Source organism: Aggregatibacter sp. HK296 (assembly GCF_980469475.1).
The window spans coordinates 239,897-264,731 of sequence record NZ_OZ413142.1 but is presented as its reverse complement, the minus strand read 5'-3'; the positions used below and the strand labels follow the sequence as shown (position 1 = coordinate 264,731).

Annotated in this window: 23 protein-coding genes and 2 tRNA genes; 14 read left to right on the top strand and 11 right to left on the bottom strand. The window is 44.2% G+C overall.

Annotated features, from left to right (window positions below; translation table 11 throughout):
- Positions 1-99 precede the first annotated feature (99 nt).
- From AC30SH_RS01400 to mutY, 5 genes are all read right to left on the bottom strand, one after another.
- A tRNA-Asn gene (locus tag AC30SH_RS01400) sits at positions 100-175 on the bottom strand.
- A gap of 4 nt (positions 176-179) precedes the next feature.
- Positions 180-255 (bottom strand) — tRNA-Phe (locus AC30SH_RS01395).
- A gap of 208 nt (positions 256-463) precedes the next feature.
- The gene (gene mltC, locus AC30SH_RS01390) at positions 464-1,540 is read right to left on the bottom strand and encodes a membrane-bound lytic murein transglycosylase MltC (protein WP_048750776.1); all 1,077 of its coding nucleotides are present in this window, start codon (positions 1,538-1,540) and stop codon (positions 464-466) included.
- A gap of 3 nt (positions 1,541-1,543) precedes the next feature.
- Entirely contained in the window at positions 1,544-1,819 is a 276-nt protein-coding gene (locus tag AC30SH_RS01385; protein WP_048750777.1) for an oxidative damage protection protein, read from the bottom strand.
- Positions 1,797-2,936 carry an A/G-specific adenine glycosylase gene (gene mutY / locus AC30SH_RS01380; RefSeq protein WP_314885127.1) on the bottom strand — a complete coding sequence of 380 codons (1,140 nt, stop codon included), beginning with the start codon at positions 2,934-2,936 and terminating at the stop codon, positions 1,797-1,799. Before mutY ends, AC30SH_RS01385 begins: the two co-directional genes overlap by 23 nt.
- A gap of 302 nt (positions 2,937-3,238) precedes the next feature.
- Between mutY and trmB the strand changes: the two genes are divergently transcribed.
- Entirely contained in the window at positions 3,239-4,006 is a 768-nt protein-coding gene (gene trmB / locus AC30SH_RS01375) for a tRNA (guanosine(46)-N7)-methyltransferase TrmB (RefSeq protein WP_489582011.1), read from the top strand.
- A gap of 30 nt (positions 4,007-4,036) precedes the next feature.
- Positions 4,037-4,375 carry a YggL family protein gene (locus AC30SH_RS01370; RefSeq protein ID WP_109128869.1) on the top strand — a complete coding sequence of 113 codons (339 nt, stop codon included), beginning with the start codon at positions 4,037-4,039 and terminating at the stop codon, positions 4,373-4,375.
- Between the two features lie 96 nt (positions 4,376-4,471).
- On the opposite strand, the gene AC30SH_RS01365 is transcribed toward AC30SH_RS01370, so the two are convergent.
- On the bottom strand, positions 4,472-4,888 hold the full coding sequence (locus tag AC30SH_RS01365) for a copper chaperone PCu(A)C (protein ID WP_489582010.1): 417 nt from the start codon (positions 4,886-4,888) through the stop codon (positions 4,472-4,474).
- A gap of 125 nt (positions 4,889-5,013) precedes the next feature.
- On the opposite strand from AC30SH_RS01365, the gene hflD reads away from it, so the two are divergent.
- From hflD to AC30SH_RS01350, 3 genes are all read left to right on the top strand, one after another.
- Positions 5,014-5,625: a high frequency lysogenization protein HflD gene (gene hflD / locus AC30SH_RS01360; protein WP_048750781.1), complete on the top strand. Its 612-nt coding sequence runs from the start codon at positions 5,014-5,016 to the stop codon at positions 5,623-5,625.
- Between the two features lie 16 nt (positions 5,626-5,641).
- Positions 5,642-7,009 (top strand): adenylosuccinate lyase, encoded by a 1,368-nt coding sequence (gene purB / locus AC30SH_RS01355; RefSeq protein ID WP_489582009.1) that lies wholly within the window; start codon positions 5,642-5,644, stop codon positions 7,007-7,009.
- Between the two features lie 223 nt (positions 7,010-7,232).
- On the top strand, positions 7,233-8,231 hold the full coding sequence (locus tag AC30SH_RS01350) for an iron ABC transporter substrate-binding protein (protein ID WP_489582008.1): 999 nt from the start codon (positions 7,233-7,235) through the stop codon (positions 8,229-8,231).
- Positions 8,232-8,401: 170 nt separating this feature from the next.
- On the opposite strand, the gene AC30SH_RS01345 is transcribed toward AC30SH_RS01350, so the two are convergent.
- The gene (locus AC30SH_RS01345) at positions 8,402-11,011 is read right to left on the bottom strand and encodes a tetratricopeptide repeat protein (protein WP_489573805.1); all 2,610 of its coding nucleotides are present in this window, start codon (positions 11,009-11,011) and stop codon (positions 8,402-8,404) included.
- A gap of 298 nt (positions 11,012-11,309) precedes the next feature.
- On the opposite strand from AC30SH_RS01345, the gene AC30SH_RS01340 reads away from it, so the two are divergent.
- Both AC30SH_RS01340 and AC30SH_RS01335 read left to right on the top strand, forming a co-directional pair.
- Positions 11,310-12,830, top strand: coding sequence for an ABC transporter permease (locus AC30SH_RS01340; RefSeq protein ID WP_489582007.1), 1,521 nt, complete (start codon positions 11,310-11,312; stop codon positions 12,828-12,830).
- Positions 12,831-12,847: 17 nt separating this feature from the next.
- Positions 12,848-13,909 carry an ABC transporter ATP-binding protein gene (locus AC30SH_RS01335; protein WP_489582389.1) on the top strand — a complete coding sequence of 354 codons (1,062 nt, stop codon included), beginning with the start codon at positions 12,848-12,850 and terminating at the stop codon, positions 13,907-13,909.
- A gap of 113 nt (positions 13,910-14,022) precedes the next feature.
- Here the strand turns inward: AC30SH_RS01335 and dusC are convergent, their stop codons facing one another.
- The 4 genes from dusC to rph all read right to left on the bottom strand — a co-directional run bounded on the left by dusC (position 14,023) and on the right by rph (position 17,280).
- Positions 14,023-14,961, bottom strand: coding sequence for a tRNA dihydrouridine(16) synthase DusC (gene dusC / locus AC30SH_RS01330; protein WP_489582006.1), 939 nt, complete (start codon positions 14,959-14,961; stop codon positions 14,023-14,025).
- Between the two features lie 3 nt (positions 14,962-14,964).
- The gene (gene djlA, locus AC30SH_RS01325) at positions 14,965-15,825 is read right to left on the bottom strand and encodes a co-chaperone DjlA (protein WP_489582005.1); all 861 of its coding nucleotides are present in this window, start codon (positions 15,823-15,825) and stop codon (positions 14,965-14,967) included.
- Between the two features lie 83 nt (positions 15,826-15,908).
- The gene (pyrE, locus tag AC30SH_RS01320; protein ID WP_489582004.1) at positions 15,909-16,553 is read right to left on the bottom strand and encodes an orotate phosphoribosyltransferase; all 645 of its coding nucleotides are present in this window, start codon (positions 16,551-16,553) and stop codon (positions 15,909-15,911) included.
- Positions 16,554-16,563: 10 nt separating this feature from the next.
- The gene (rph, locus tag AC30SH_RS01315; RefSeq protein WP_296027639.1) at positions 16,564-17,280 is read right to left on the bottom strand and encodes a ribonuclease PH; all 717 of its coding nucleotides are present in this window, start codon (positions 17,278-17,280) and stop codon (positions 16,564-16,566) included.
- Positions 17,281-17,398: 118 nt separating this feature from the next.
- Here rph and AC30SH_RS01310 point away from each other — a divergent pair, with 118 nt between their 5' ends.
- From AC30SH_RS01310 to rpsB, 7 genes are all read left to right on the top strand, one after another.
- On the top strand, positions 17,399-18,262 hold the full coding sequence (locus AC30SH_RS01310) for a YicC/YloC family endoribonuclease (RefSeq protein WP_489582003.1): 864 nt from the start codon (positions 17,399-17,401) through the stop codon (positions 18,260-18,262).
- Between the two features lie 29 nt (positions 18,263-18,291).
- Entirely contained in the window at positions 18,292-19,179 is an 888-nt protein-coding gene (ygfZ, locus tag AC30SH_RS01305) for a CAF17-like 4Fe-4S cluster assembly/insertion protein YgfZ (protein WP_489582002.1), read from the top strand.
- Positions 19,179-20,021: a patatin-like phospholipase family protein gene (locus AC30SH_RS01300; protein ID WP_485862766.1), complete on the top strand. Its 843-nt coding sequence runs from the start codon at positions 19,179-19,181 to the stop codon at positions 20,019-20,021. Before ygfZ ends, AC30SH_RS01300 begins: the two co-directional genes overlap by 1 nt.
- A 218-nt stretch (positions 20,022-20,239) precedes the next feature.
- Positions 20,240-21,451, top strand: coding sequence for a selenium metabolism membrane protein YedE/FdhT (gene yedE, locus AC30SH_RS01295; RefSeq protein WP_489582001.1), 1,212 nt, complete (start codon positions 20,240-20,242; stop codon positions 21,449-21,451).
- Between the two features lie 51 nt (positions 21,452-21,502).
- Positions 21,503-21,772 carry a sulfurtransferase-like selenium metabolism protein YedF gene (gene yedF, locus AC30SH_RS01290; protein WP_209363221.1) on the top strand — a complete coding sequence of 90 codons (270 nt, stop codon included), beginning with the start codon at positions 21,503-21,505 and terminating at the stop codon, positions 21,770-21,772.
- Between the two features lie 197 nt (positions 21,773-21,969).
- Positions 21,970-23,781, top strand: coding sequence for a monovalent cation:proton antiporter-2 (CPA2) family protein (locus AC30SH_RS01285; protein WP_314955727.1), 1,812 nt, complete (start codon positions 21,970-21,972; stop codon positions 23,779-23,781).
- A gap of 270 nt (positions 23,782-24,051) precedes the next feature.
- Complete coding sequence (gene rpsB, locus AC30SH_RS01280) at positions 24,052-24,774, top strand: 30S ribosomal protein S2 (protein WP_048750720.1); 723 nt, start codon at positions 24,052-24,054, stop codon at positions 24,772-24,774.
- The last annotated feature ends 61 nt before the right edge of the window (positions 24,775-24,835 follow it).

The window sequence follows — 24,835 nt, the reverse complement described above, 5'->3', positions numbered from 1 at the left end:
GTGTAAATTTCATTCCGATTTATGCGTTATTTTTTGCTTTGCAAAATACAAAATCAGAAAAAACAAAAGCCGCTAATTACTTAGCGGCTTTCTAGAATTTGGCTCCTCCTGCGGGACTCGAACCTGCGACATATGGATTAACAGTCCACCGTTCTACCGACTGAACTAAGGAGGAATAGTGGTGCCTCGAGGCGGAATCGAACCACCGACACGGGGATTTTCAATCCCCTGCTCTACCGACTGAGCTATCGAGGCAACTCATCAGTGGTGCGTATTAAACGTTTTTTTGAATTTCAAGTCAACATCTATTTTTAAAAAATACGAAATAATTAACTTGTTTGCACATTTAACAAGCGAAACGTACATAAATGCTACATTTATCGAAAATTTTTTACTTCTTATATAAAAAGAAAGCCCGCTCAATATTTATTAAGCGGGCAATAAGTTTCACAAAAGATTGCGATTAACGTCTGACACGATAGCTCTTTTGCGCTTTATCAACTTTCACTAAATAATTTCGCGCCTGCGCGGATGGGTGGCTAGTAGTCAAAATACGATACACTTGTTCCGGATAAAGCTGGTTAATTTTCATCATGGCCATCTCTTTATCATCGTTAAATACGCGCAATACCGCACCGGCACCGCTGTTATACGCCGAAATCATGGCAAAGCGTTTTGATGTCGGATTCGTAATACCATCTAAGTATTTATTTTGTAGCAACCATAAATACGCAGCACCGGCATCAATGTTTTTCTCAGGATCAAACAAATAATTTTTACTTGGTTGACCACTCATGCCTTTCATTTGGAACACATCACGTCCCGCGGTGTGCGGCACCACTTGCATTAAGCCCATGGCGTTAGCATAGCTTATCGCATACGGGTTAAAGCTCGATTCTGTTTGCATAATGCCCAGAATTAAACTTTCATCCAATCCATAACGACGCGCAACTTTACGCACAATCGGTAAATATTTTTGTGCACGTACTTCCACGTGATTAGCAATCATTGGAATCACCACAAATTGCACTTGATTGCCATTCGATAAACGACGCGTTTGCAATTTATTTTGAATTAAATACGTGGCGAAATTACTTGCGGCAAACTGATCTGCAATAGAGCCTCCACGGTTATCGATCACCTGCCCAACCAAGAAAGGGCGAGAACTAATCGGCACATCACCGGAGGCAAATAAATCGATGCCATTCGCATCAGAGCCCATCAATAATGTATGGACGATAGCATTATGTAAACGGTTTAAATCTGCCTGCGTTTCGATAGTAATCAAGCCCTCATCAAAACTCACATGGCTACGGGTGAAATAACGATCCGTATATTTTACATAGTCTTTACGGCTCGCCACTAACAGCTCGTTTACCCCCCAAATGCGGTCGATATTATTGGCAAATTGTCCGGTTAAAATATCCAAGCCACGGGTATCTTTTGCAAAGGCTTCATCGTAATCCAATCCCCGATGATGCGAACCGCCGCCACAAGCATATAAAAAAGGGATAAGGGCTAAAATTAAATACTTCTTCATTTTTTATTTCGCTTCAGGAGGAGTGTAACCTTCAATATGCACATCTTTGCCTTCAAAAAGAAAGCCCACCATTTCCTGTTCCAATAACTTACGATGCTCCGCATTCATCATGTTTAATTTTTTCTCATTCACCAACATGGTTTGTTTTTTCATCCATTCTGCCCATGCTTGTTTACTAATAGAATCAAAAATACGTTTACCCAATTCGCCCGGATACAACTGAAAATCCAACCCTTCGGCTTCTTGTTTTAAACGTTCACAAAACACCATTCTTGCCATAATGATTCCTTACATATTGAGTTAATAAATTCTTCACGGGCGTTGCCAACCCGATAGGTTCAGGATGTTGCGGATCATACCAATATTTGACCGCACTTAATAGGTCTGATTGATATTCCTCCGTTTTTTTCGGCACTTTTTTCCAAGGGGAACAATCCTCATCTGCGGTCTCGGTTAAGCTGCCAACTTGCGCATAAATTGGATAAATATCTAAATGAAAATGGCTAAATGTATGGCGAAATGCCGGCCACTCCTGATATTGCTTAATCCCGTTTGCCGCCAAATAAGCTAGCAACGCCTGCTTTTCAGTAAATTGTGGGAAACAATACAACCCGCCCCACAAACCGCTATTTTCCCGTTGTTCCAACGCAATCTTGCCATTTTGTTCTAATAACAAGAAATAACTCTCCCGTTCCGGTAGCGTTTTTTTCGGCTTTTTGCCGGGGTAGGCTTGCCAATTTTGTTCGGCATTTGCTCGACAATCCTTTTTTAGCGGGCAAAGATCGCACTTTGGCTTAGTTCGCGTACACACCATTGCACCAAGATCCATCATTGCCTGATTGAAATCCGCCACCTGTTCTGTTGGCGTCATCTGGGCCGTTAATTGCCACAAACGGTCTTCCGTTTTCTTCTCGCCCGGCCAACCGTCCACAGCAAAATAACGGGATAACACCCGCTTCACGTTACCGTCCAAAATGGGATAAGGCGCATTTAAACAAGAAGACAACACCGCCCCCGCAGTACTTCGCCCCACACCGGGCAATGCCCACACTTGTTCAAATTCTGTCGGAAACATACCGCCATAGTGATCACGCATGATTTGCGCGGCTTTATGCAAATTTCGCGCCCGTGCGTAATACCCCAAGCCAGTCCACAAATGCAGCACCTCGTCTAACGGCGCATCAGCAAGTGCGGTCAAATTGGGGAACGTTTTAACAAAACGCTCAAAATACGGAATAACTGTCGCTACCTGCGTTTGCTGCAACATCACTTCGGACAGCCAAACACCATATAAGGTTTTATTTTGTTGCCACGGCAAATTTTTTCGTCCGTATTTGGCATACCACGTCAGTACGGCATGTGCAAAAGACGCATGGGGAGATGATTGAGCGAGCATAGATCCTGATACATTCAATAAAAGTGCGGTCGCAAAAAACAACGTTTTTGAACGTCAATTTCCCGCCAATCCAAGGGGGCAAACAACCGAACCTAATTCGATTGTGCGTAAAATATTCGCTGTTTTTCAACCGCTTGATAACACAAAAACCGGCAAAGTTTATCACAAAGTACAATGCACCTTCAGTAAACTTCAAGAAATCCTTTACCGTTTAAACCGGCTAAATTGCTAATGCGTTGGAAACAGCCTATAATCAGCCGCTAAAATTTTCCGCAGACAATAATTTCAACTTCAAAGAATTCATGTTAGAAACGCAATCAGAACATTCCATTCAACCGACTTTTGCCGACCAAAAACGTAAAACCGTTGAGGCCGCCGAGTTTACCGAAGACGGGCGTTATAAACGCAAGGTGCGCAGCTTCGTGTTACGCACAGGACGCTTAAGCGATTATCAAAAAAACGCCATGAACCAAAACTGGGCGGTGCTCGGCTTGGACTATCAACCGCAGCCATTTGATTTCAATGCAATTTACGGCAACGACAATCCTGTCATTTTGGAAATTGGCTTCGGCATGGGTAGTTCGTTGGTGGAAATGGCAGCGCAAAATCCTGATAAAAATTACTTAGGCATTGAAGTGCATACACCGGGTGTAGGCGCTTGTATCGCCTATGCCGTAGAAAAAGGCGTCACTAATTTACGTGTCATTTGTCACGATGCCACCGAAATTCTACGCGACAGCATTGCTGATCAAAGTCTCGGCGGGTTACAACTGTTTTTCCCGGATCCGTGGCACAAAGCAAGACATCACAAACGCCGAATCGTGCAACCGCACTTTATCGACCGTTTATTGAATAAATTACAGGCGGGTGCTTTCATTCATATGGCAACCGACTGGCAAAACTATGCGGAACATATGTTGGACGTGTTGCAACAATATCCGCAATTACGCAATACGTCAGACACAAACGACTACATCCCTCGCCCTGATTTTCGCCCATTGACCAAATTTGAAGAACGCGGCCACCGTCTCGGGCACGGCGTATGGGATCTGTATTTCATCAAATCTTAATTTCATCCACCTCAATAGAAGGAAATCATCATGGCTATTAAACGTAACCAAAGACAACGCAAAAAAATGCATATCGCCGAATTCCAAGAGTTAGGCTTTTTAGTGCAATGGCAATTTGCTGAAGGCACTTCCGTAGAACAAATCGACAGCACCGTTGACCGTTTCATCAGCGAAGTAATCCAACAAAACGGCTTGGCTTACGAAGGCAGCGGCTACTTACACTGGGAAGGTTTAGTGTGCTTAGAAAAAATCGGTAAATGCGATGCGTCTCACCAAGAATTAGTGAAAAACTGGTTGACGCAAAACGGCTTAGAACAAGTGGAAGTTAGCGAATTATTTGATATTTGGTGGGATTACCCAACAAAATAATCGCTATTAAAAATAGCTAAAAAACAGACCGCACTTTCTGCGCCCACAAAGCGTAATAAAAAGTGCGGTCATTTTTTTAAGTCTTTTTACAGAATATTACTGTGAATACTTAACGACATTCGCCTTAACTTGAATTTTCTCACCATTATCAAACAGCAACGTCAGCGGAAAATGTCCCCCAGCCTGCAAAGCCGTAGCAGAATCAAACACCATAATATGCAAACCGCCCGGCTTCAGTTTTACGTTACCTTTGGCAGGAATTTCAATGCCGTCCGAGGTGATCATTTTGCCGTTTTGTGTGCCGTGCAAAACCAAATTTACCGGCTGATTGCTCTGCACCATCGCAAGATTAACGGCTTCGTTACCGTCATTATGCAATTCCATAAAAACAGCTGTTGGTTCACCCGCCTGTTGGGTTGCAAAAATGATCGGATTGGTCACACTGATTTTTGCTAACGAGCCAAGAGGCAAAAGTGCGGTCATAAAAAACAACGTTTTAAAAATACGTCGCATCGTTTTCTCCTTTTTCATTTCTTATTGATTTCGTCGGCATTGCCGATTGCCTTTAAAATATAGCAGAAAAATGCTATATTACCGCCCACTTTTTTATACCTATTTTATGCAATTCTAAAACCTCAATGGCAAATTATTACGACATTACACTCGCCCTAGCCGGCGTCTGCCAAGCAGCAAAATTAGTGCAACAACTGGCGTTAAATGGCGAAGCGGACTCAACGGCATTAGAAACTGGTTTAAACAGTTTGCTACAAACCGCACCGGATACGGCATTAGATGTTTTTGGCGGCGAGCTAAACAACCTGAAATTGGGGTTAACCACACTTTGCGAACAGCTTAACGGCAGCGAGCCGGAACTAGGTCGTTATTGGCTCAGTCTGTTAGCATTGGCGGCAAAACTCAACAAAACCCCGGAAGCCAAACAAGAATTGGCACGCCGCATTCAATATTTACCCACACAGCTGGAACATTACCACTTACTCGACGAACAGATGCTGTCTAATTTTGCCGGCATTTATGTGGACGTTATCAGCCCGTTAGGTCGCCGAATTCAAGTGACTGGCGTGACTCAATATTTACAGCATTTAGGCACACAAAATCGCATTCGCGCCGCGTTATTAGCCGGCATCCGTTCCGCTATTTTGTGGCAACAAGTGGGCGGCACCAAATGGCAACTGCTATTTTTCCGCCGCAAAATCGCCACCACGGCACAACACATTCTCTCTTCTCTTTAATATGGAGCTTTCATCTATGCAACTTAGCGCGCTAACCGCACTTTCCCCGATTGATGGTCGTTATCAAGACAAAACCGCCCGTTTACGTCATATTTTCAGCGAATTCGGATTATTAAAATTCCGCGTTACGGTGGAAGTTCGTTGGTTACAAAAATTGGCAGCGACCGCACAAATCACTGAAGTGCCTTCTTTGTCAAAAGAAGCAAACGATTGCCTTAACCAAATTGTCGCCAATTTTGCTCTTGAAGATGCCGAGCGCATTAAAGAAATTGAAAGAACGACCAACCATGATGTGAAAGCGGTGGAATATTTCCTTAAAGAAAAAAGTGCGGCATTGCCTGAATTAGCGGCAATCAGCGAATTTATTCACTTTGCCTGCACCTCCGAAGACATCAACAACCTTTCCCACGCATTAATGTTAAAAACCGCACGCGAAGAAGTGTTGTTGCCGGAGTGGCAAAATTTAATCGAAAAAATCACCGCACTTGCCGAGCAATATAAAACCATTCCATTGCTTTCCCGTACGCACGGTCAACCGGCATCGCCAACCACCGTGGGCAAAGAAATGGCCAACGTGGTGTATCGTTTAAGACGCCAATACAAACAGTTACAACAAATCGATATTCTGGGCAAAATCAACGGTGCCGTGGGCAACTATAACGCCCATTTGTCTGCTTACCCGAATATTGATTGGCATACCTTCAGCGAAGAATTCGTGACGTCTTTGGGCATAACATGGAACCCGTACACCACCCAAATCGAACCCCATGACTACATCGCTGAATTGTTCGATTGCGTAGCACGTTTTAACACTATCGTGATCGACTTCGACCGCGACCTGTGGGGTTATATCGCATTAAATCACTTCAAACAACGTACTATCGCCGGTGAAATCGGTTCTTCTACCATGCCGCACAAAGTCAACCCGATCGACTTCGAAAACTCCGAAGGCAACCTCGGTTTAGCAAATGCGGTGATGGCGCACTTAGGCAGCAAATTACCGATTTCCCGCTGGCAGCGCGATTTAACCGATTCCACCGTGTTGCGTAACCTTGGCGTAGGTTTAGGCTACTGCTTAATCGCCTATGCGGCGACCCAAAAAGGCATCAGCAAATTAGAAGTGAACGAAGCCCATTTGCGCGAAGAATTGGATCAAAACTGGGAAGTGCTTGCCGAACCGATTCAAACCGTGATGCGTCGTTACGGCATTGAAAAACCGTACGAAAAACTAAAAGAACTCACTCGTGGCAAATGCGTTGATGCCAAAGCGATGTTTGATTTTATTGAGAAATTAGACATTCCGGCAGAAGAAAAAACGCGCTTGCAACAACTCACCCCGGCAAGCTATATTGGCGCCGCAGTGCAGTTAGTGGAAAAACTATAACGTCATTAAAAAAACGGTCGTACCACATACGACCGTTTTTCTTTTTACCCTTTTCTCTCGCCAAAATTCATTGAAAAAATCTACCGCACTTTTTACGTTAAACCCCAATCTTAATATTGAGAATAATTTGCATTTATAAGAATATTCCCCTAAAATAACCCCGTTAAAATTTAACATTTAGGAAACAATCTATTTAAATCACATCATTTAAAAAGGAGCATTTATGAAACTTAACGCATTAAAACTAGCAACACTTACCGCAGCATTGGCATTCTCTAGCGCCACTTTCGCTGACATTACCGTGTATAACGGTCAACACAAAGAAGCGGCCAAAGCCGTCACCGAAGCCTTTACCAAAGAAACCGGCATCAAAGTGACCTTAAACAGCGCCAAAAGCGAACAGCTTGCCGGTCAATTAAAAGAAGAAGGCGACAAAACCCCGGCTGATGTGTTCTATACTGAACAAGTCGCCTCCTTTGCCGGATTATCTGGCTCAGACCTACTCGAACCCCTCTCTGCCGACATCATCAAACAAACCCAATATAAAGGCGTACCGGTAGCACCGAAAAAAGACTGGATTGCCTTAAGCGGTCGTTCCCGTGTGGTGGTTTATGACAAAAATAAACTCTCCGAAAAAAACATGGAAAAATCCGTATTAGATTACGCCACGCCGAAATGGAAAGATAAAATCGGTTATGTGCCAACTTCCGGTGCATTCTTAGAACAAGTTGTAGCCATCACCAAACTAAAAGGCGAACAAGCGGCGTTAGACTGGTTAAAAGGCTTGAAAGAAAATGGCAAACTCTATGCGAAAAACAGCGTGGCATTACAAGCCGTTGAAAATGGCGAAGTGCCGGCTGCGTTGATTAACAACTATTATTGGTATGCCTTAGCAAAAGAAAAAGGCGAAGATAAATTAAACTCTCGTTTGTATTTCATTCGTCACCAAGATCCGGGTGCATTAGTCACCTACTCCGGTGCCGCAGTGTTAAAAGGCTCCAAAAATAAAGAAGAAGCGAAAAAATTCGTCGAATTCTTAGCCAGCAAAAAAGGCCAAGAAGCGCTTGTGGCTGCCCGCGCAGAATACCCATTACGCACTGACGTGGTTTCTCCATTCAACATGGAACCTTACGCAAAACTAGAAGCCCCTGAAGTCACCGCAACAACGGCGCAAGACAAAGAAAAAGCCAATAAATTAATTGAGCAAGCGGGATTGAAATAATCGTATCACCACAGTGTCTCTCAACGTGAAATACCGTGGGTACAGTTAAAAATATAAAAAGCCACCTGAAAGTGCGGTCGTTTTTTGACACGTTTTTCGGGTGGCTTTTTTGTTGCGAGCGAAATAGCTAAACAAGAAAAAGTTTCCAATAAGATGGAAACTTTTTGGGTTTAGTCATTCTTAATCGGAGGATTCGCATAAATCGGCAATGATGAACGAGAAACCTTAACATATGGGCATTTTTGTTTCATCTGGTGTTGAAATACTTCTGCTTTGTATCTGATATGAGTTTTCTCATAATTGGTGCCCAAAATCACTTCATCTACCATATAGCTGATATCAGCATAAGGTAAATAAATGGATTTGGTCGTTTTGCAATATTCAATTTCCTCTGAGCCGATTTCTGCCATTTTTAGCACCCGGAATTCTTCTTCATCACGGAAGGCAAAGTCTTTAAATAAATAGCGAATATATTCCAACGCATTTTTGTTTTTATCATTAACATGGTCTTTCTCCTTAAAAAAGCCAACAAGCTCTTGTAGGGCCTCCTTAAGTTGATCAAGACGAAAATTATGCCAAACCTTATTTTCACCTATCGGCTTCAAACAGATTCCAAATGAGTTATCAAGCCATCTTTCACATTTTTCTTCGGCAATGTATTCATCTTTATATGCAATATAAGCAACTTGATAAAGTGGTAGTTTTTCATATTCCACGTTGGAAATATCCGTCTCCTTAAATTCAGCTGAATTTTCGTCCAGATTTTTTAGAAAACTACGGAAGGGTGCTGAAATGTCAGGCTCTTTCAACCAATCTCTATTTTTATTAAATACCAAGCAACAGCCCGAAGCTTCTACACCATCTTCTTTGCCATATAAGCGAAATTGATTTAAATCATTCACACGAGCAGAAAAACAGGCAAAGAAAGCATTGTGAGGTGAACAATCTGCTTTATTTTCCAATTCCAAATCTTGTAGCGATAACAATTCCAGTAACCCTTTTCCTTCAGAAGGATCATTCATATAGGTGGAACTGCCTATTCTCATTGGACTAGTCATTGGACTAGAATCATCCTCATGAACAACACCAAATAGTTTGTTACACACTGTGGAAGATGTGTAATGCGCAAGCGGGGTTGAACCCAATTCAATCGGAGGAATATTTAAAACGGCTAAAATAGTAGAAATTGCTTCCTTTAGTTTTCTATCCAAGTTGTTATCCTCATCTGAAAATAACGCCTTACTTATATCTTGTTTTTTCTTATTAAAATAAAGAATCCAATTACTTCTAAGAAAACAAATGTTTCTTAAATAGTGGTAAATTATCTTTTCAACTCTTTTTCTTTCTTGTTCATTATCAAATAGTGGTAACAATTCCAAGGAACCTAAAAAATAGCCCTCCGCATCTTTAATCAAAATTTCAGTTTGTAACTTATCTTCAATTTTAGTCGCTTGTGAAAAATAACAACGACCAAGCCAAAATTGGGCATAGATTTGCTGCTGAATACGTGTTTGCTCATCAGTCAGCTGTTCAGCGAGTTGTAATTGGTGTTTATAATGGTGGTTAATTGCTTTTTCAAATAAATCTTTTACATTCGTTATGTCTTTGGTTCTAATCGCCTGTTCGAAATAACAACGACCAAGCCAAGATTGGGCATGGATTTGCTGCTGAATACGTGTTTGCTCATCGGTCAGTTGTTCGGCAAGCTTGAGCCACTCTTGGTGGTGCTCAATAGCTTGGGCAAATAACCTATTCGCCTCTGTTATATCTCCAACCTTCCGTGCCTGCTCTAAATAACAACGACCAAGCCAAGAGTGAGCATTGATTTGCTTTTGAATACCTGTTTGCTCATCGGTCAGTTGTTCGGCAAGTTTGAGCCACTCTTGGTGGTGCTCAATAGCTTGGGCAAATAACCTCTTCGCCTCTGTTATATCTCCAACCTTCCGTGCCTGCTCTAAATAACAACGACCAAGCCAAGAGTGAGCATTGATTTGCTTTTGAATACCTGTTTGCTCTTCGGTCAACTGTTCGGCAAGCTTGAGCCACTCTTGGTGGTGCTCAATAGCTTGGGCAAATAACCCCTTCGCCTCTGTTATATCTCTAACCTTCAATGCCTGCTCTAAATAACAACGACCAAGCCAAAATTGAGCATTATTTTGCTCTTGAATACCTGTTTGCTCATCAGTTAGCTGTTCGGCAAGCTTGAGCCGCTCTTGGTGGTGCTCAATAGCTTGGGCAAATAACCTCTTCGCCTCTGTTATATCTCCAACCTTCCGTGCCTGCTCAAAATAACAAAGACCAAGCAAAAATTGAGCATTATTTTGCTTTTGAATTCGTGTTTGCTCATCAGTTAGCTGTTTGGCAAGTTTAAGTTGCTCTTGGTGGTGCTCAATAGCTTGGGCAAATAACCCCTTCGCCTCTGTTGTATCTCTAACCTTCAATGCCTGCTCGAAATAACAACGACCAAGCCCAAATTGAGCATTGTTTTGCTTTTGAATACCTGTTTGCTTATCAGTCAGCTGTTTGGCAAGTTTAAGTTGCTCTTGGTGGTGCTCAATAGCTTGGGCAAATAACCCCTTCGCCTCTGTTATATCTCCAACCTTCCGTGCTTGCTCGAAATAACAACCACCAAGCCAAGAGTGAATATTATTTTGTTCCTCAAGTTGAGAGTTTTTATCTTCAATCTCATCTAAAGCCTGATTAAATTTTGCAATTGCTTGATCAAAATTATTGCTTTTGAATAAACTCACACCTTCTTGAATTAAATCATTAACACTCATTGTTTTATTCCTTATGAAAATGCCTTAACGGAAATTAAATTTCGTTAGTAATAAAAAGACACAATCCATTAAATTTATTTATATAATTCATCTTAAAAATCACTTAATGAGAATTTTAGTTATTTTAATTTCGGAAAGGAAGATATAATGACACACTGAACACAAAATGAAGAAATTTTGTATAGTTAATTTGTGCCAACAACAGCTTTCAGGTGATACCGGTAACTGACAGTGCTTGGCATACAGCTATACTAGCGAGAGCCGTTAATTTTAACCCAATACTCAAAAGGACAGCCCCTTGAGCCGTAATCCTCCGTTTTGGCTAACCGCCTTGATTATTCTGATCAGTTTGCCATTGATTCTACCGTTTCTCTATGTGGTGGTTCGGGCGGTTGATGTGGGTTGGGTGCGCAGTATTGAATTGCTTTGGCGGCCGCGTATGTGGGAGCTGTTGAGCAATACGTTGTTGTTGATGGTGTGTGTGACGACATTTTCCATCATCCTTGGCACGGTTTGCGCCTTTTTATTGGAGCGCTATCGTTTTTGGGGTAAGCCCTTTTTTCAAGTGGCGATGACCTTGCCGCTTTGTATTCCTGCCTTTGTTAGTTGTTTCACCTGGATTAGTCTCACTTTTAGCGTCGAGGGCTTTTGGGGCACGATTGGCATTATGACCTTAAGCTATTTTCCGCTTGCCTATTTGCCTGTTGCCGCCACGTTAAAACGGCTGGATCGGTCATTGGAGGAAGTAAGTCTTTCGCTTGGCAAAAGCCGTCGCGATACCTTTTGGTATGCCATATTCCCCCAGTTAAAACCGGCTATCGGCAGCAGTATTTTACTCATCGCGTTACATACATTGGTAGAATTCGGTGCCGTGTCTATTTTGAATTATCAAACCTTCACCACGGCTATTTTCCAAGAGTATGAAATGGCCTTTAATAACAATACGGCGGCGTTACTGTCGGCGGTGTTAATGGTGATTTGTGCCTTAATCGTGTTCGGCGAAATTTTCTTTCGTGGACAACAAATCCTGTATAACAGCGGCAAAGGGGTGACTCGCCCTTATCCGGTGAAAAATTTAACGGCCGGCAAGCAATTCTTGACTGTTATTTTTTTCCTCACCATTTTTATCCTCAGCATCGGTGTACCACTCATCATGTTGATTCACTGGATGTTTGTAGGCACGTCTATTGAAAGTGCGGTGGATTTTTCCGCCTTTTTTGAAGCCTTCAGCAATTCTTTGCTGGTTTCCGGTTTAGGCGCGGGGCTCACCGTGCTTTGCGCGCTGCCACTCGTTTGGAGTGCTGTGCGTTATCGTAGTCGCCTCACTGTGTGGATTGACCGCCTGCCATATTTATTGCATGCGATGCCGGGTTTGGTAATTGCCTTGTCCTTGGTGTATTTCACCATTAACTACGCCTATTCTTTCTACCAAACTTTCCTCATGGTGATAGTCGCCTATTTCATGTTGTATTTACCCTTGGCACAAACCACGTTGCGTAGCTCCTTGGAACAAATTTCCGACAACGTCGAAAAAGTAGGGCAAAGCCTTGGGCGTAGTCATTTTTATATTTTCCGTACGCTCACCATTCCCGCCATGTTGCCGGGCATTACCGGTGCCTTTGCGTTGGTGTTTTTAAACCTGATGAAAGAGCTTACTGCCACCTTATTGCTCACGCCAAACGACATCAAAACCTTATCCATCGCCGTTTGGGAATACACTAGCGATGCCCAATATGCAGCCGCCACGCCTTATGCCATAATGCTCATGCTATTTTCCGGCATTCCGGTGTTTTTACTTAAAAAATATGCGTTTAAATAATGACAATACAAACTTCTATGCAAACAACACCACTCCTCCAAATCCACTGCCTCAATAAACATTTCGGGCAGACGCATGTGCTACGTGATATTTCCCTTGAATTGCACAGTGGCGAAATCTTGTTTTTACTCGGTGCTTCCGGTTGTGGAAAAACGACTTTGCTACGTGCTATTGCCGGTTTTGAACAACCTGATAACGGTGAAATTTACCTAAAAGAGCGGTTGATTTTTAGCGCAAATTGCAATATTCCGCCACAACAGCGACGGCTAGGTTATGTGGTGCAAGAAGGCGTGTTATTTCCACACTTGAATGTGTATCGCAATATTGCTTACGGGTTGGGCGATGGCAAAGGTCGTTCCCCGGAAGAACGACAACGCATTGACGAAGTGATGGCGCTCACCGGTATTTGTGCGCTCGCCGACCGTTTTCCACACCAACTTTCCGGTGGGCAACAACAACGTGTCGCCTTGGCACGCGCCATTGCGCCAAATCCTGAACTGATTTTATTAGACGAGCCGTTCAGCGCCTTAGATGAACATCTGCGCCAACAAATCCGTCATGACATGTTGCAAGCACTCCGCCAAAGTGGTACTTCCGCCATTTTTGTCACCCATGATCGCGACGAGGCTTTGCGTTATGCCGATAAAATTGCGGTGCTGCAAAATGGAGAAATCTTACAAATCGCGAATCCCCGCACGCTTTATTGGTCGCCACAACACCTTTCCACTGCCACCTTTATTGGCGAAAGCATTGTGTTGCCGGCAACCTTAAATTCACCTTCAACGGCACATTGCCAATTAGGTGACATTGCCGTCATAGACAAAAGCCAAGGGCAACAAAGCGGCGGCACGCTACTTCTCCGTCCGGAACAATTCAGCCTGTTAAAAACACCTCAAAATCCGACCGCACTTTTTAACGCGGTGGTAAAAAATGTGGAATTCAAAGGAAAAATTACGGCGATTCGGCTTGAAATAAACGGGTTCGATATTGAGTTAGAGGAACACCATGGCATTGAGTTGTATGTGGGAGATGAAGTTGACGTTTATTTATATGGTACGGGCTTGTTTTATGGGGAATAAGTGTTGACTTTATAGCGGTTGCAATTTACGTTGTAGGTAAAAGGAAAGCGCCATTAATGAACTCATGAGTTAAAAAGTGCGGTGCATTTTTCAGTGATTTTTCAAACAGGAAGCTAGCCCAAGTGCGCTTCCAACAACACCCTTAACTCATCTCCATCATGACAACGTTTTACGCTCTCAAATAAATTCGTTGCTTCTTTATATTCACATTTCAAATACTGCAGCCATTGCTTAATGCGTGCCACGTGGTAAAAACCGCTGTCGTGGCAATTTTCTAATGTGGCGTATTTGCGCAAAATCGGCATGATTTCAGCCCAGCTTGACGGCGCGTCATTATGTTTTAGCACACGGCTTAAATTAGGCATATTGAGCGCCCCACGACCAACCATTAAATCTTTACAGCCGGTTATTTCTAAGCATCGTTGCCCGTCTTCCCAACGCCAAATTTCACCGTTGGCGATCACAGGAATATGGAGTTTTTGGCGAATTTCACCAATTTTTTGCCAGTTGATACGATCAGCGCGATAACCATCCGCTTTGGTGCGTCCATGAATGGCTATTTCGGTCGCACCGCCTTGTTGCACCGCATCCGCAATGTCAAAAGCAAAGTCGGGGGAATCCCAGCCTAAGCGTACTTTAACACTCACTACCTGTTCTGATGGAACGGCTTGACGAATGGCTTTGGTGGCTTGGTAAATAAGTTCCGGTTGTTTTAACAAAGAAGCGCCGCCGTTGCTGCCGTTGACGGTTTTCGACGGGCAGCCACAGTTTAAATCAACGCCGTGGGAGCCTAATTGAATAGCAAGTTCAGCGTTTTCCGCCAGCCATTGAGGATGTTGTCCGAGCAGTTGCACGCGCACCGCTGTGCCACTTGCCGTGCAGCCCTGTTGGAGCAATTCAGGGCAAAGGCGATAAAAGACTTTCGGCGGGAGGCGTTGATCCACCACACGGACAAATTCGGAAATGCACAAATCGTAATCGTTCACTTCCGTTAATAATTGACGTACGAGAGGATCAAGCACGCCCTGCATCGGGGCTAAAATGACGCGCAAAGGTTATTTCCAACCTTTGGCTTTGCAAATCAAGTCGTATGCGGCTTGAATTTGCTGGGTTTTCTCTTTCGCCATTTCCATCATTTCCGGTGGCAACCCTTTTGCCACTAATTTATCCGGATGATTTTCATTCATTAAACGACGATAAGCACGTTTCACTATGGGCTGATCGTCTGTCGCGCTGACGCCAAGCACTTGATAAGCATCGTTTAAGGTCGGGCCGGAAGAGGATTGAGATTGCTGTTGATAGCCGCCTTGGGAGCCGGAATGTTGCTCGTAGTAGCCGCCTTGTTGATAAAAACCGCCGCGTGCAAAGTGACGCGCCGCCATTTCCATCGCCAACATTTGCTCAAATTGAACACGAGATAAGCCCAGTTCTTCAGCAACAATAAACAGCACGTCTTTTTCATTATCATGTAAATGATCATCGGAAAAGGCGGCTTGAATTTGCACGGATAAAAATGCTCGTAACAAATCGGCACGTTGTCCGCAACCCAGACGAAATTCACGAATCACCTGACGAATCGGAAAATCTGTCTGTTTGCCACGATTAAATGCCTCTTGCGCTAAACGACGACCGGCATCGTCTAGTTGCATTTGGTCCATTAAATGGGTCGCTAACAGAATGTCATTTTCCGTGACACGCCCTTTGGCTTTGCTTAAATGCCCCAACACCGCAAAGGTGGTTTGCATAAACAGTAGTTGACGGGTGGTTTTCGTTTTGAAGAAAGAAGAATTGACTGTGCCCAGCTCATACAGTTTTTTGTCTGCAAGATGGCCAAGAAACACTCCCGCCAACATGCCAAAGAAACCGCCCAATCGAAAGCCGATTAAGGCACCTAAAAATTTCCCAATAAAATTCATTGTCACTCCGTTAGGGTCAAAAAAGTGCGGTGGATTTTCTCAGCAAATTGAAAAACGCGTGAAAAAACAACCGCACTTTCGCTTTATTTAATGCCGTATTGCTCACGATAAGCGCGCATTGCCGGTAAATATTGTTGGTATTCCGGTTGAGTTTCAATGAACGCCATCAAATCGGCAAAATCAATGATAGATAACACGTCGCATTGGTAATCGCGCTCGACTTCTTGAATCGCAGACAGCTCGCCGTTGCCACGCTCTTGACGGTTTAAAGCAATTAACACCGCGCTTAATTGCGCTTCATTGGCTTGAATAATTTGCATGGATTCACGAATTGCCGTACCGGCAGTGATCACATCATCCACCAACAACACCTTGCCGCGCAACGGACTGCCGATTAAATTGCCACCTTCGCCGTGATCTTTGGTTTCTTTGCGGTTAAAGCATACCGGTTTATTGATGTCAAAGCGGTTAAATAACGCAATGGATACCGCAGTGGCAATAGGAATGCCTTTGTACGCCGGGCCAAAAATCATGTCGTATTGCAAACCGGCATCTTGTAAGGCTGCCGCATAAAATTCACCTAAACGGGCAAGATCGGTGCCTTGGTTAAACAAACCGGCGTTAAAGAAATAAGGGCTCACACGGCCGGATTTCAAGGTGAACTCACCAAATTTTAAAACCTGACGGGCAAGGGCGAATTCAATAAACTGTTGTTTATAGTTTTCCATCTTCCTACCCTTATTCTGCCAATGCCGCACGTTGGGTTTGGAAAATGACCTCACAGCCTTGTTTGGCGAGATCTAATAAGGTTAATAATTCCTCATGGCTGAACGGTTCGCCTTCTGCGGTGCCTTGCACTTCAATCATGCGGCCGTCTTCCATCATGACCACGTTCATGTCTGTTTCTGCGGCGGAATCTTCCACGTATTCCAAATCACATACCGCGTCGCCGTTTACGATGCCGACAGAAATCGCCGCCACCAATCCTTTCAGCGGATTTTTGCTTAATGTGCCGTTTGCTACTAAGCCGTTCAACGCATCACATAACGCCACGCAAGCGCCGGTAATGGAGGCGGTGCGTGTGCCACCATCCGCTTGAATCACATCACAATCTAAGGTTACACAACGTTCGCCAAGCGCTTCTAAATCCACCATAGCGCGTAAGGAACGGGCAATTAAACGCTGAATTTCTAAAGTACGTCCGCCTTGCTTGCCTTTTGCCGCTTCACGTTGCATACGGCTGTGGGTAGAACGTGGCAACATGCCGTATTCCGCCGTAACCCAACCTTGTCCCTGACCTTTTAAAAAGCGCGGCACGCCGTCTTCTACGGTGGCAGTACACAACACTTTGGTATCGCCAAATTCCACCAGCACGGAACCTTCCGCGTGTTTGGTGTAATGACGGGTGATTTTAATCGGGCGGGTTTGGTTGTTGGCACGTTGATTCGGACGCATGAAAAATTCCTCGTTAAGCAATAAAAAATCGCGCCATTTTAGCACGCAAAATGACAGAAACGAAATTTGGCAGTACAATAGAACGCAAATTTTAGCGCCTAAAAATGAAGGAATTATTATGATTTATAGCATGACGGCATTCGCCAGTTTAGAAATCAAAAAAGACTGGGGAAACGCAGTTTGGGAAATCCGTTCGGTTAATCAACGTTATTTAGAAACCTTTTTCCGCCTGCCGGAACAATTCCGCAGTTTAGAAAACACCTTACGCGAAACCCTGCGTCAAAAACTCACTCGTGGCAAAATCGAATGTACCTTGCGTATTGATAACAAAAAGCAAGCCGCGACAGAATTACACATTAACCAAGAACTCGCCACGCAAGTATTGCAATCTTTACAATGGCTAAAACAGCAAGCGGGCGAAGGTGAGCTCAATTTAACCGACGTGTTGCGTTATCCGGGCGTGGTGGAAGTGCCGGAACAAGATGTAGATTTAATCAGCCAAGATTTATTGGCGGCGTTTGACCAAGTTGTCGAGGAATTTATCGCTATGCGTCAACGCGAAGGGGAAAAAATCCACACGTTACTGACACAACGCCTTGACGCCATCAATGAAGAACAGCAAAAAGTGCGGTCCAAAATGCCGGAGATTTTACAATGGCAACGCGAGCGCATGTTGCAACGCTTTGAAGAAGTGCAACTGCAACCGGATCCACAACGTTTAGAGCAAGAGCTGATTATGTTGGCGCAACGCATTGATGTCGCCGAAGAATTGGATCGTTTGCAATTACACGTCAAAGAAACGCAAAACATTCTGCGTAAAGGCGGTGCAGTGGGACGCAAGTTGGATTTCATGATGCAAGAGCTCAACCGCGAATCCAACACCTTGGCGTCCAAGTCCATCAATGTTGATGTGACCAATTCCGCCATTGAGCTGAAAGTGTTAATTGAGCAAATGCGCGAACAAATTCAAAATCTTGAGTAATTGATTGATATTTTTTTAAGGAAAGTACGATGGCCTATTCCCTTTTAACGGCACAACAGGACGACATTATTTGTCCGTTAACGCACTACTCGCTGATTCAAATTGAAGGCACGGAGGCGGAAAAATATTTGCAAGGGCAACTCACTTGCGATGTCACCAAATTGGCAGGCGGTGAATCCACCCTTACCGCTCATTGCGATCCGAAAGGCAAAATGAGCGCGCTGTTCCGTTTAATTCGTCAAGACGAACAGACCTTTTATATGCTGTTAAAAAGTGAATTATTGCCATCGGCACTGGATCAACTGAAAAAATATGCGGTGTTTTCCAAAGTCACGTTTACGTCACTAGATTGGCAAATTCTCGGCGCAGCCGGCACAAAAGGCATCGAAAAGTGCGGTCAATTTTCTGCGCAAATTCGCATTGATGTAAATGGACAACAACCGCGCGTGATTTTACTCCACCCGACCCGCTTAGCCCTTGAAGCTACTGTTGAAGCGGAGGCTTGGGATTTATTGGATATTCAAGATGGCGTGCCTGGTTTAGCGGCAGCGACCCAATTAGAATTTATTCCGCAAGCGTTAAACCTGCAAAGTATCGAACAAGCGATTTCTTTCCAAAAAGGTTGCTACATCGGGCAAGAAACCGTGGCACGTGCGAAATATCGTGGCGCCAATAAACGCGCTCTCTTTATTTTTGCCGCGCAAACAGAAAGTCTACCGGACATCGGTTCGGCATTGGAAATGGCACTTGGCGACAATTGGCGAGCCACCGGCACCATCACAAGTGCGGTCAATTTTCACGGCATTTTGTGGTTGCAAGCCGTGTTAAATACGCCGTTGGAAGACGGTCAGGCATTCCGCTTGCCGAACGACCAAACCTTGCTCGACATGCAACCCTTGCCTTATGAGTTAAGCTGATGAAAGTCGGATTGGTATTGGAAGGCGGCGCCATGCGCGGGATGTTCACCGCCGGCGTGTTGGATGTCTTCTTGGATGAACAGATTCACATTGACGGCATTGTCAGCGTGTCCGCCGGGGCATTGTTCGGTGTGAATTTTCCTTCCAAACAACGTGGCCGCGTGTTGCGTTACAACAAAAAATACCTCAATGACAAACGCTACATGGGCTGGCACAGCCTGTTCACCACGGGCAATATCGTCAACAAAGACTTTGCCTTCTATCAATTGCCTTTTGAATTGGACGTGTTCGATCAAGCAGCATTCGCCCGTTCCGGCATCGACTTCTACACGGTGTTAACCAACGTGGAAAGCGGAGAAGCAGAATATGTGAAAATCCACGATGCCTTTGAGCAAATGGAAACCCTGCGTGCCACCTCCGCCATGCCTTTCGTGTCAAAAATGGTGGAAATCGATGGCAAAAAATATTTAGACGGCGGCATTGCAGACAGTATTCCGTTACGTTTCTGTCAACAGTTGGGCTACGACAAAATCATCGTCATTCTCACCCGTCCATTGGATTACCGCAAAACGCCGACCAATCCGCTAATTTTTAAGGCTTTTTATCGCTGTTACCCAAAACTGGTCGAACGCCTGACCAATCGCTATGCCGACTATAACCGAGCAGTAGAAGATGTTATTCGTCTTAACGAACAAGGGGAGATTTTTGTTATTCGCCCTTCTGTCACACTGCCTATTCGCCGTATTGAAAAGGACATCGCCAAAGTGCAGGCAATGTATGACTTAGGTGTCCGTGACGGGCAAGACATTCTACCGGCCCTAAAAGCCTACCTGACCAAGTAAAAACATAGGAAAAATCCACCGCACTTTTGCCAATTTTCTGCACAAAATGTTGTTGCAGAAATATTAACAATTCTTTAGACTAGCGCCCGCAAATCTAATTTGTAATTTCATTTATATCGCAAGTTTGTGTATAGGAAATGACAAAGCCTTTCTTTTGAGCCTTTTCTCATTGTTATACCTTCCTTGTAATACTTTCATTCACTTTAATAGGATTAAAAATGAACGAAGTTTTACAACAGTTCAAACAACAATATTTAATTAAATATTGGAATCCCGTCATCGCCGTTATCGCTGCCGGTTTAATCTCGGCCTATTATTTCGGCGTTACCGGCACCTACTGGGCGGTTACCGGCGAATTTACCCGTTGGGGTGGCCATGCATTACAAGCCTTGGGCGTTGATGTGTCCGATTGGAGCTACTACAAAATCATCGGTATGCAAGGCACGATTTTCACCCGTGTCGATGGCGTGATGATCTTAGGCATGTTTGCCGGTTGTATCTCCGCAGCCTTGTGGGCAAACAACGTAAAATGGCGAAACCAGCCACATAAACGTCGCATTGTACAAGCCTTAATCGGCGGCGCCATTGCCGGCTTCGGCGCACGTTTGGCGATGGGCTGTAACCTTGCCTCGTTATTTACCGGTATTCCACAATTTTCCGTGCACGCGTGGTTTTTCACCATTGCTACCGCACTTGGAACTTACGCCGGCGTAAAAGTCACTTTATTGCCGATGTTCCGCGTGAAATTGGAATTGAAAAAAGGCGCCGCAAAATTACAAGAAACAGATCCGAGAAGAGCACAACGCCGTTTTTGGATCGGTATGGTCGTGTTCTTCGCTTACTTTATTGCCTCTCTTTATGTCATGACCCAATCCATCAAACTCGGTTTTGCCATGTTGTGTGGTTTAGCATTCGGTTTACTTATCGAACGTGCGCAAATCTGCTTCACTTCCGCGTTCCGTGATCTTTGGGTGACCGGTCGCGCTTACATGGCAAAAGCGATCATTTTCGGTATTCTTGCGGGCACCATCGGCGTCTTCAGCTACATTCAATTAGGCGTTCCGGCAAAAATCATGTGGGCAGGCCCGAATGCGATTATCGGCGGTTTATTGTTCGGTTTCGGTATTGTATTAGCCGGCGGTTGTGAAACCGGTTGGATGTACCGTGCGATGGAAGGCCAAGTGCATTTTATGTGGGTGGGTATCGGCAACGTGATCGGCTCTACTTATCTTGCCTACGCTTGGGATGATTTGGCACCGGCATTGGCGCTTGACTACGAAAAACTGAACTTACTGAAAGAATTTGGTCCGGTAGGCGGATTATTGGTGAACTACGGTTTATTGATTCTCTGCTTAATCGCTGTCGTCTGGTGGGAAAAACGCTTTCTTGCCAAAGCAAAAGCCAAAATCGCCGCTCTCGCACAGGCGTAAAAGTGCGGTTTGATCTGACGTTATTTTTATTTCACAGAAGGAAAACACATTATGGCATTTACCGTTGTACACAAATTAGATAAAGATCCTAAAGACATCGTTCCGGATTACACCATCGACACCGTTGGCGAACCTTGTCCGTATCCGGCTATTGTTATGCTAGAAACCATGCCGGAATTAAAAGAAGGCGAAATTCTGGAATTACTCAGCGACTGCGCACAATCCATCAACAACATTCCGGTGGACACCAAAAACCACGGTTATACGTTATTAAGCGTGGAACAAGATGGCACAAAATTACGCTATTTGATTCAGCGTTAATCAATGTTCAGAAAAACCAAAGCCCGTTTGATACGGGCTTTATTTCTTCCAAAGAAAGGAGGAGATAATTTCTTTAAAAAAATTGACTAAGCCTATCACAAAATTTGCCTATTTCCTCAACATTTCGCCCCAAAAAACGCTAGAATAAGCAAATTTTTTAATATTCATCACTATAACATTTATTTCGGGGGAACAAGATGGAAGCTCAGGGGGCAGGTGATTTAATTCGTGTTGTCACGTTATTAGGTGCTGCTGTTGTGGCGGTGCCATTATTTAAACGTATTGGTTTAGGTTCGGTGCTGGGGTATTTAGCCGCCGGCTTAATTATTGGCCCCTTCGGGTTAAAATTAGTAACCGATTCTCACGCTATTTTGCACATTGCAGAATTTGGCGTGGTAATGTTCCTATTCATGATCGGTTTGGAAATGAAACCGTCCCATTTATGGAGCTTACGTAAACAAATTTTCGGGCTGGGCAGTTTACAAGTCGTGATCTCTGCTCTGCTAATGACCCTCGTATCCGTACAATTCGGTATTTCTTGGGAGGTCGCCTTTATTTGTTCTTCCGGTTTCGTGCTTACCTCTACTGCCATTGTGATGCAAGTGTTGGGGGAACGCAAACTCCTGTCTACCCGCCCGGGGCAGAAAATGGTGTCGATCTTATTATTTGAAGATTTACTGATCGTGCCGTTACTGGCTATCGTGACCTACCTTTCCCCACTCGAAACCGAAAGTACCATTTCTTGGTGGGAATCCGCCTCCATCGCCTTAGTTGCGTTGGCTATCCTTGTACTTATTGGACGTTTCATTTTGAATCCGGTGTTCCGTATTTTGGCAAACGCCAAAGCACGCGAAGTGATGACCGCTGCTGCCTTATTTGTGGTATTAGGCTCGGCATTACTGATGGAAGAAGCAGGCTTATCACAAGCCATGGGCGCTTTTGTTGCCGGCGTCATGCTGTCGGAATCTGCTTTCCGCCATCAATTGGAAGCAGATATTGAACCGTTCCGTGGTTTATTGCTAGGGCTATTTTTCCTCGGTGTGGGAATGTCGCTAAATCTCACCGTCGTGGTTGAAAACTGGATGCTAATTGGTATCGGTGTATTCGCTTTAATGCTAACAAAAGGTATCTGTATTTATCTTGTTGCGCGCGCAGCAAAAAGCACACATAAAACCGCCATAGAGCGTGCTTTACTCATGGCTCAAGGCGGGGAATTTGCCTTTGTTTTATTTGCACAAGCCTTCAACCAGAAAGTCATCGATGAAACCGTCAATGCCAACATGACCGCAATCGTGGTGCTGTCCATGGTGTTAACCCCCATTATATTGGTTTTATATGAAAAATTTGCGCCCAAACCGACTGCAGAAGAATTACCGGCCGATGAAATCGATGAACAACATCCGATTCTCATCGTCGGCATGGGACGTTTTGGTCAAATCGTAAATGACTTATTACGCTTAAGCGGCTACGCTACCACTATTGTTGATTTGAATCCGAACATGATCAAAGGCTTTAATGAATACGGCATTAAATCCTATTTTGGTGACGCTTCCCGTCGCGAATTTCTGATCGCCGCAGGTCTAGAACAAGCAGATATGTTAGTCGTCGCCATTAACAATAAAGAACAAGCGGAAAACATCGTGCACTTTGCCCGTGAAGTGAATCCGAATATTAAAATTATTGCTCGTGCTTACGACCGTTTCAGCACCTTTGCCTTACACGAAGCCGGCGCAGACGAAATTATCCGTGAAACCTTCGATTCCGCCGTGCGTGCGGGTAAACGCGCACTGGAAACATTAGGCATGGAACCGGAATTAGTGAAAGAAATCGGCGACTATTATTTTGATGCGGATCGCCATGAAGTCGCCCTCATGTCACAAGTTTATGACCCCAACATGGGGTTATTCCAAAATCCGCTCATGCGTGACATTGCCCGCGAATGTGATCAAAAAATGGCGGCCGACATCCAAGAAATCATTCTGAGAGCAAAGAAAAAAGAAGAGGAATAAAACACCGCAAAAACGACCGCACTTTACGCCCTAAAGTGCGGTCGTTTTTTTACCCGTTTTTTATGTTAATTTTCCTCTCACAACAAAATCCGCTGGAAACCAACCGCACTTTATGGTATAAAGCACCCCGTTATTTTGCTGTTTAAAAATAACGTTTATTTTTTAATCAATTTACTAAAACACACACATATCAGAAAGGCTAAATCGGGGTGCCAAACGGTCGATTGGCTGGATATGTGGAGGCTAAACCCCAAAAAAAGGAAAATTATTATGGCACAAGTTTCTATGCGCGATATGCTTCAAGCAGGCGTTCACTTCGGTCACCAAACTCGTTACTGGAACCCAAAAATGAAACCATTCATTTTCGGACCACGCAACGGCGTTCATATCATCAACCTTGAAAAAACCGTTCCAATGTTCAACGCAGCATTAGCTGAGTTAACCCGCATTGCGAGCAACAACGGTAAAGTATTATTCGTTGGTACCAAACGCGCAGCGACCGATGCAGTGCAAGCAGCAGCATTAGACTGTCAACAATACTATGTAAACCACCGTTGGTTAGGCGGTATGTTGACCAACTGGAAAACAGTTCGTCAATCCATCAAACGTTTAAAAGATTTAGAAACTCAATCTCAAGACGGCACTTTCGACAAATTAACCAAAAAAGAAGCGTTAATGCGTACCCGTGAGATGGAAAAACTTGAATTAAGCCTTGGCGGTATCAAAGAGATGGGCGGTCTTCCGGATGCATTATTCGTTATCGGCGCAGACCACGAACATATCGCAGTGAAAGAAGCAAACAACTTGGGTATTCCGGTATTTGCTATCGTTGATACTAACTCTAGCCCGGACGGCGTAGATTTCGTTATCCCGGGTAACGATGACGCAGCACGTGCAATTCAACTTTATCTTTCTTCTGCTGTTGCAGCGATCAAAGAAGGTCGTGGTAACGAAGCAGCGGTTGCTGAAGAATTAGCGCAAGCCGCAGAATAATTCTGGCGATTGCGATAAGGCGTAAGCCCTTATTAATCAGACGATTAATTAATGAGCAGGG

Coding starts and splice junctions, on each gene's coding strand:
- AC30SH_RS01335 (WP_489582389.1), top strand. CDS start 12,848: ATGCAAACAACACCACTCCTCCAAATCCACTGCCTCAATAAACATTTC.
- rpsB (WP_048750720.1), top strand. CDS start 24,052: ATGGCACAAGTTTCTATGCGCGATATGCTTCAAGCAGGCGTTCACTTC.
- AC30SH_RS01310 (WP_489582003.1), top strand. CDS start 17,399: ATGATTTATAGCATGACGGCATTCGCCAGTTTAGAAATCAAAAAAGAC.
- AC30SH_RS01345 (WP_489573805.1), bottom strand. CDS start 11,011: ATGAGTGTTAATGATTTAATTCAAGAAGGTGTGAGTTTATTCAAAAGC.
- rph (WP_296027639.1), bottom strand. CDS start 17,280: ATGCGTCCGAATCAACGTGCCAACAACCAAACCCGCCCGATTAAAATC.
- AC30SH_RS01350 (WP_489582008.1), top strand. CDS start 7,233: ATGAAACTTAACGCATTAAAACTAGCAACACTTACCGCAGCATTGGCA.
- AC30SH_RS01285 (WP_314955727.1), top strand. CDS start 21,970: ATGGAAGCTCAGGGGGCAGGTGATTTAATTCGTGTTGTCACGTTATTA.
- trmB (WP_489582011.1), top strand. CDS start 3,239: ATGTTAGAAACGCAATCAGAACATTCCATTCAACCGACTTTTGCCGAC.
- hflD (WP_048750781.1), top strand. CDS start 5,014: ATGGCAAATTATTACGACATTACACTCGCCCTAGCCGGCGTCTGCCAA.
- yedF (WP_209363221.1), top strand. CDS start 21,503: ATGGCATTTACCGTTGTACACAAATTAGATAAAGATCCTAAAGACATC.
- mltC (WP_048750776.1), bottom strand. CDS start 1,540: ATGAAGAAGTATTTAATTTTAGCCCTTATCCCTTTTTTATATGCTTGT.
- pyrE (WP_489582004.1), bottom strand. CDS start 16,553: ATGGAAAACTATAAACAACAGTTTATTGAATTCGCCCTTGCCCGTCAG.
- AC30SH_RS01370 (WP_109128869.1), top strand. CDS start 4,037: ATGGCTATTAAACGTAACCAAAGACAACGCAAAAAAATGCATATCGCC.
- ygfZ (WP_489582002.1), top strand. CDS start 18,292: ATGGCCTATTCCCTTTTAACGGCACAACAGGACGACATTATTTGTCCG.
- mutY (WP_314885127.1), bottom strand. CDS start 2,936: ATGCTCGCTCAATCATCTCCCCATGCGTCTTTTGCACATGCCGTACTG.
- purB (WP_489582009.1), top strand. CDS start 5,642: ATGCAACTTAGCGCGCTAACCGCACTTTCCCCGATTGATGGTCGTTAT.
- djlA (WP_489582005.1), bottom strand. CDS start 15,825: ATGAATTTTATTGGGAAATTTTTAGGTGCCTTAATCGGCTTTCGATTG.
- yedE (WP_489582001.1), top strand. CDS start 20,240: ATGAACGAAGTTTTACAACAGTTCAAACAACAATATTTAATTAAATAT.
- AC30SH_RS01385 (WP_048750777.1), bottom strand. CDS start 1,819: ATGGCAAGAATGGTGTTTTGTGAACGTTTAAAACAAGAAGCCGAAGGG.
- AC30SH_RS01300 (WP_485862766.1), top strand. CDS start 19,179: ATGAAAGTCGGATTGGTATTGGAAGGCGGCGCCATGCGCGGGATGTTC.
- AC30SH_RS01365 (WP_489582010.1), bottom strand. CDS start 4,888: ATGCGACGTATTTTTAAAACGTTGTTTTTTATGACCGCACTTTTGCCT.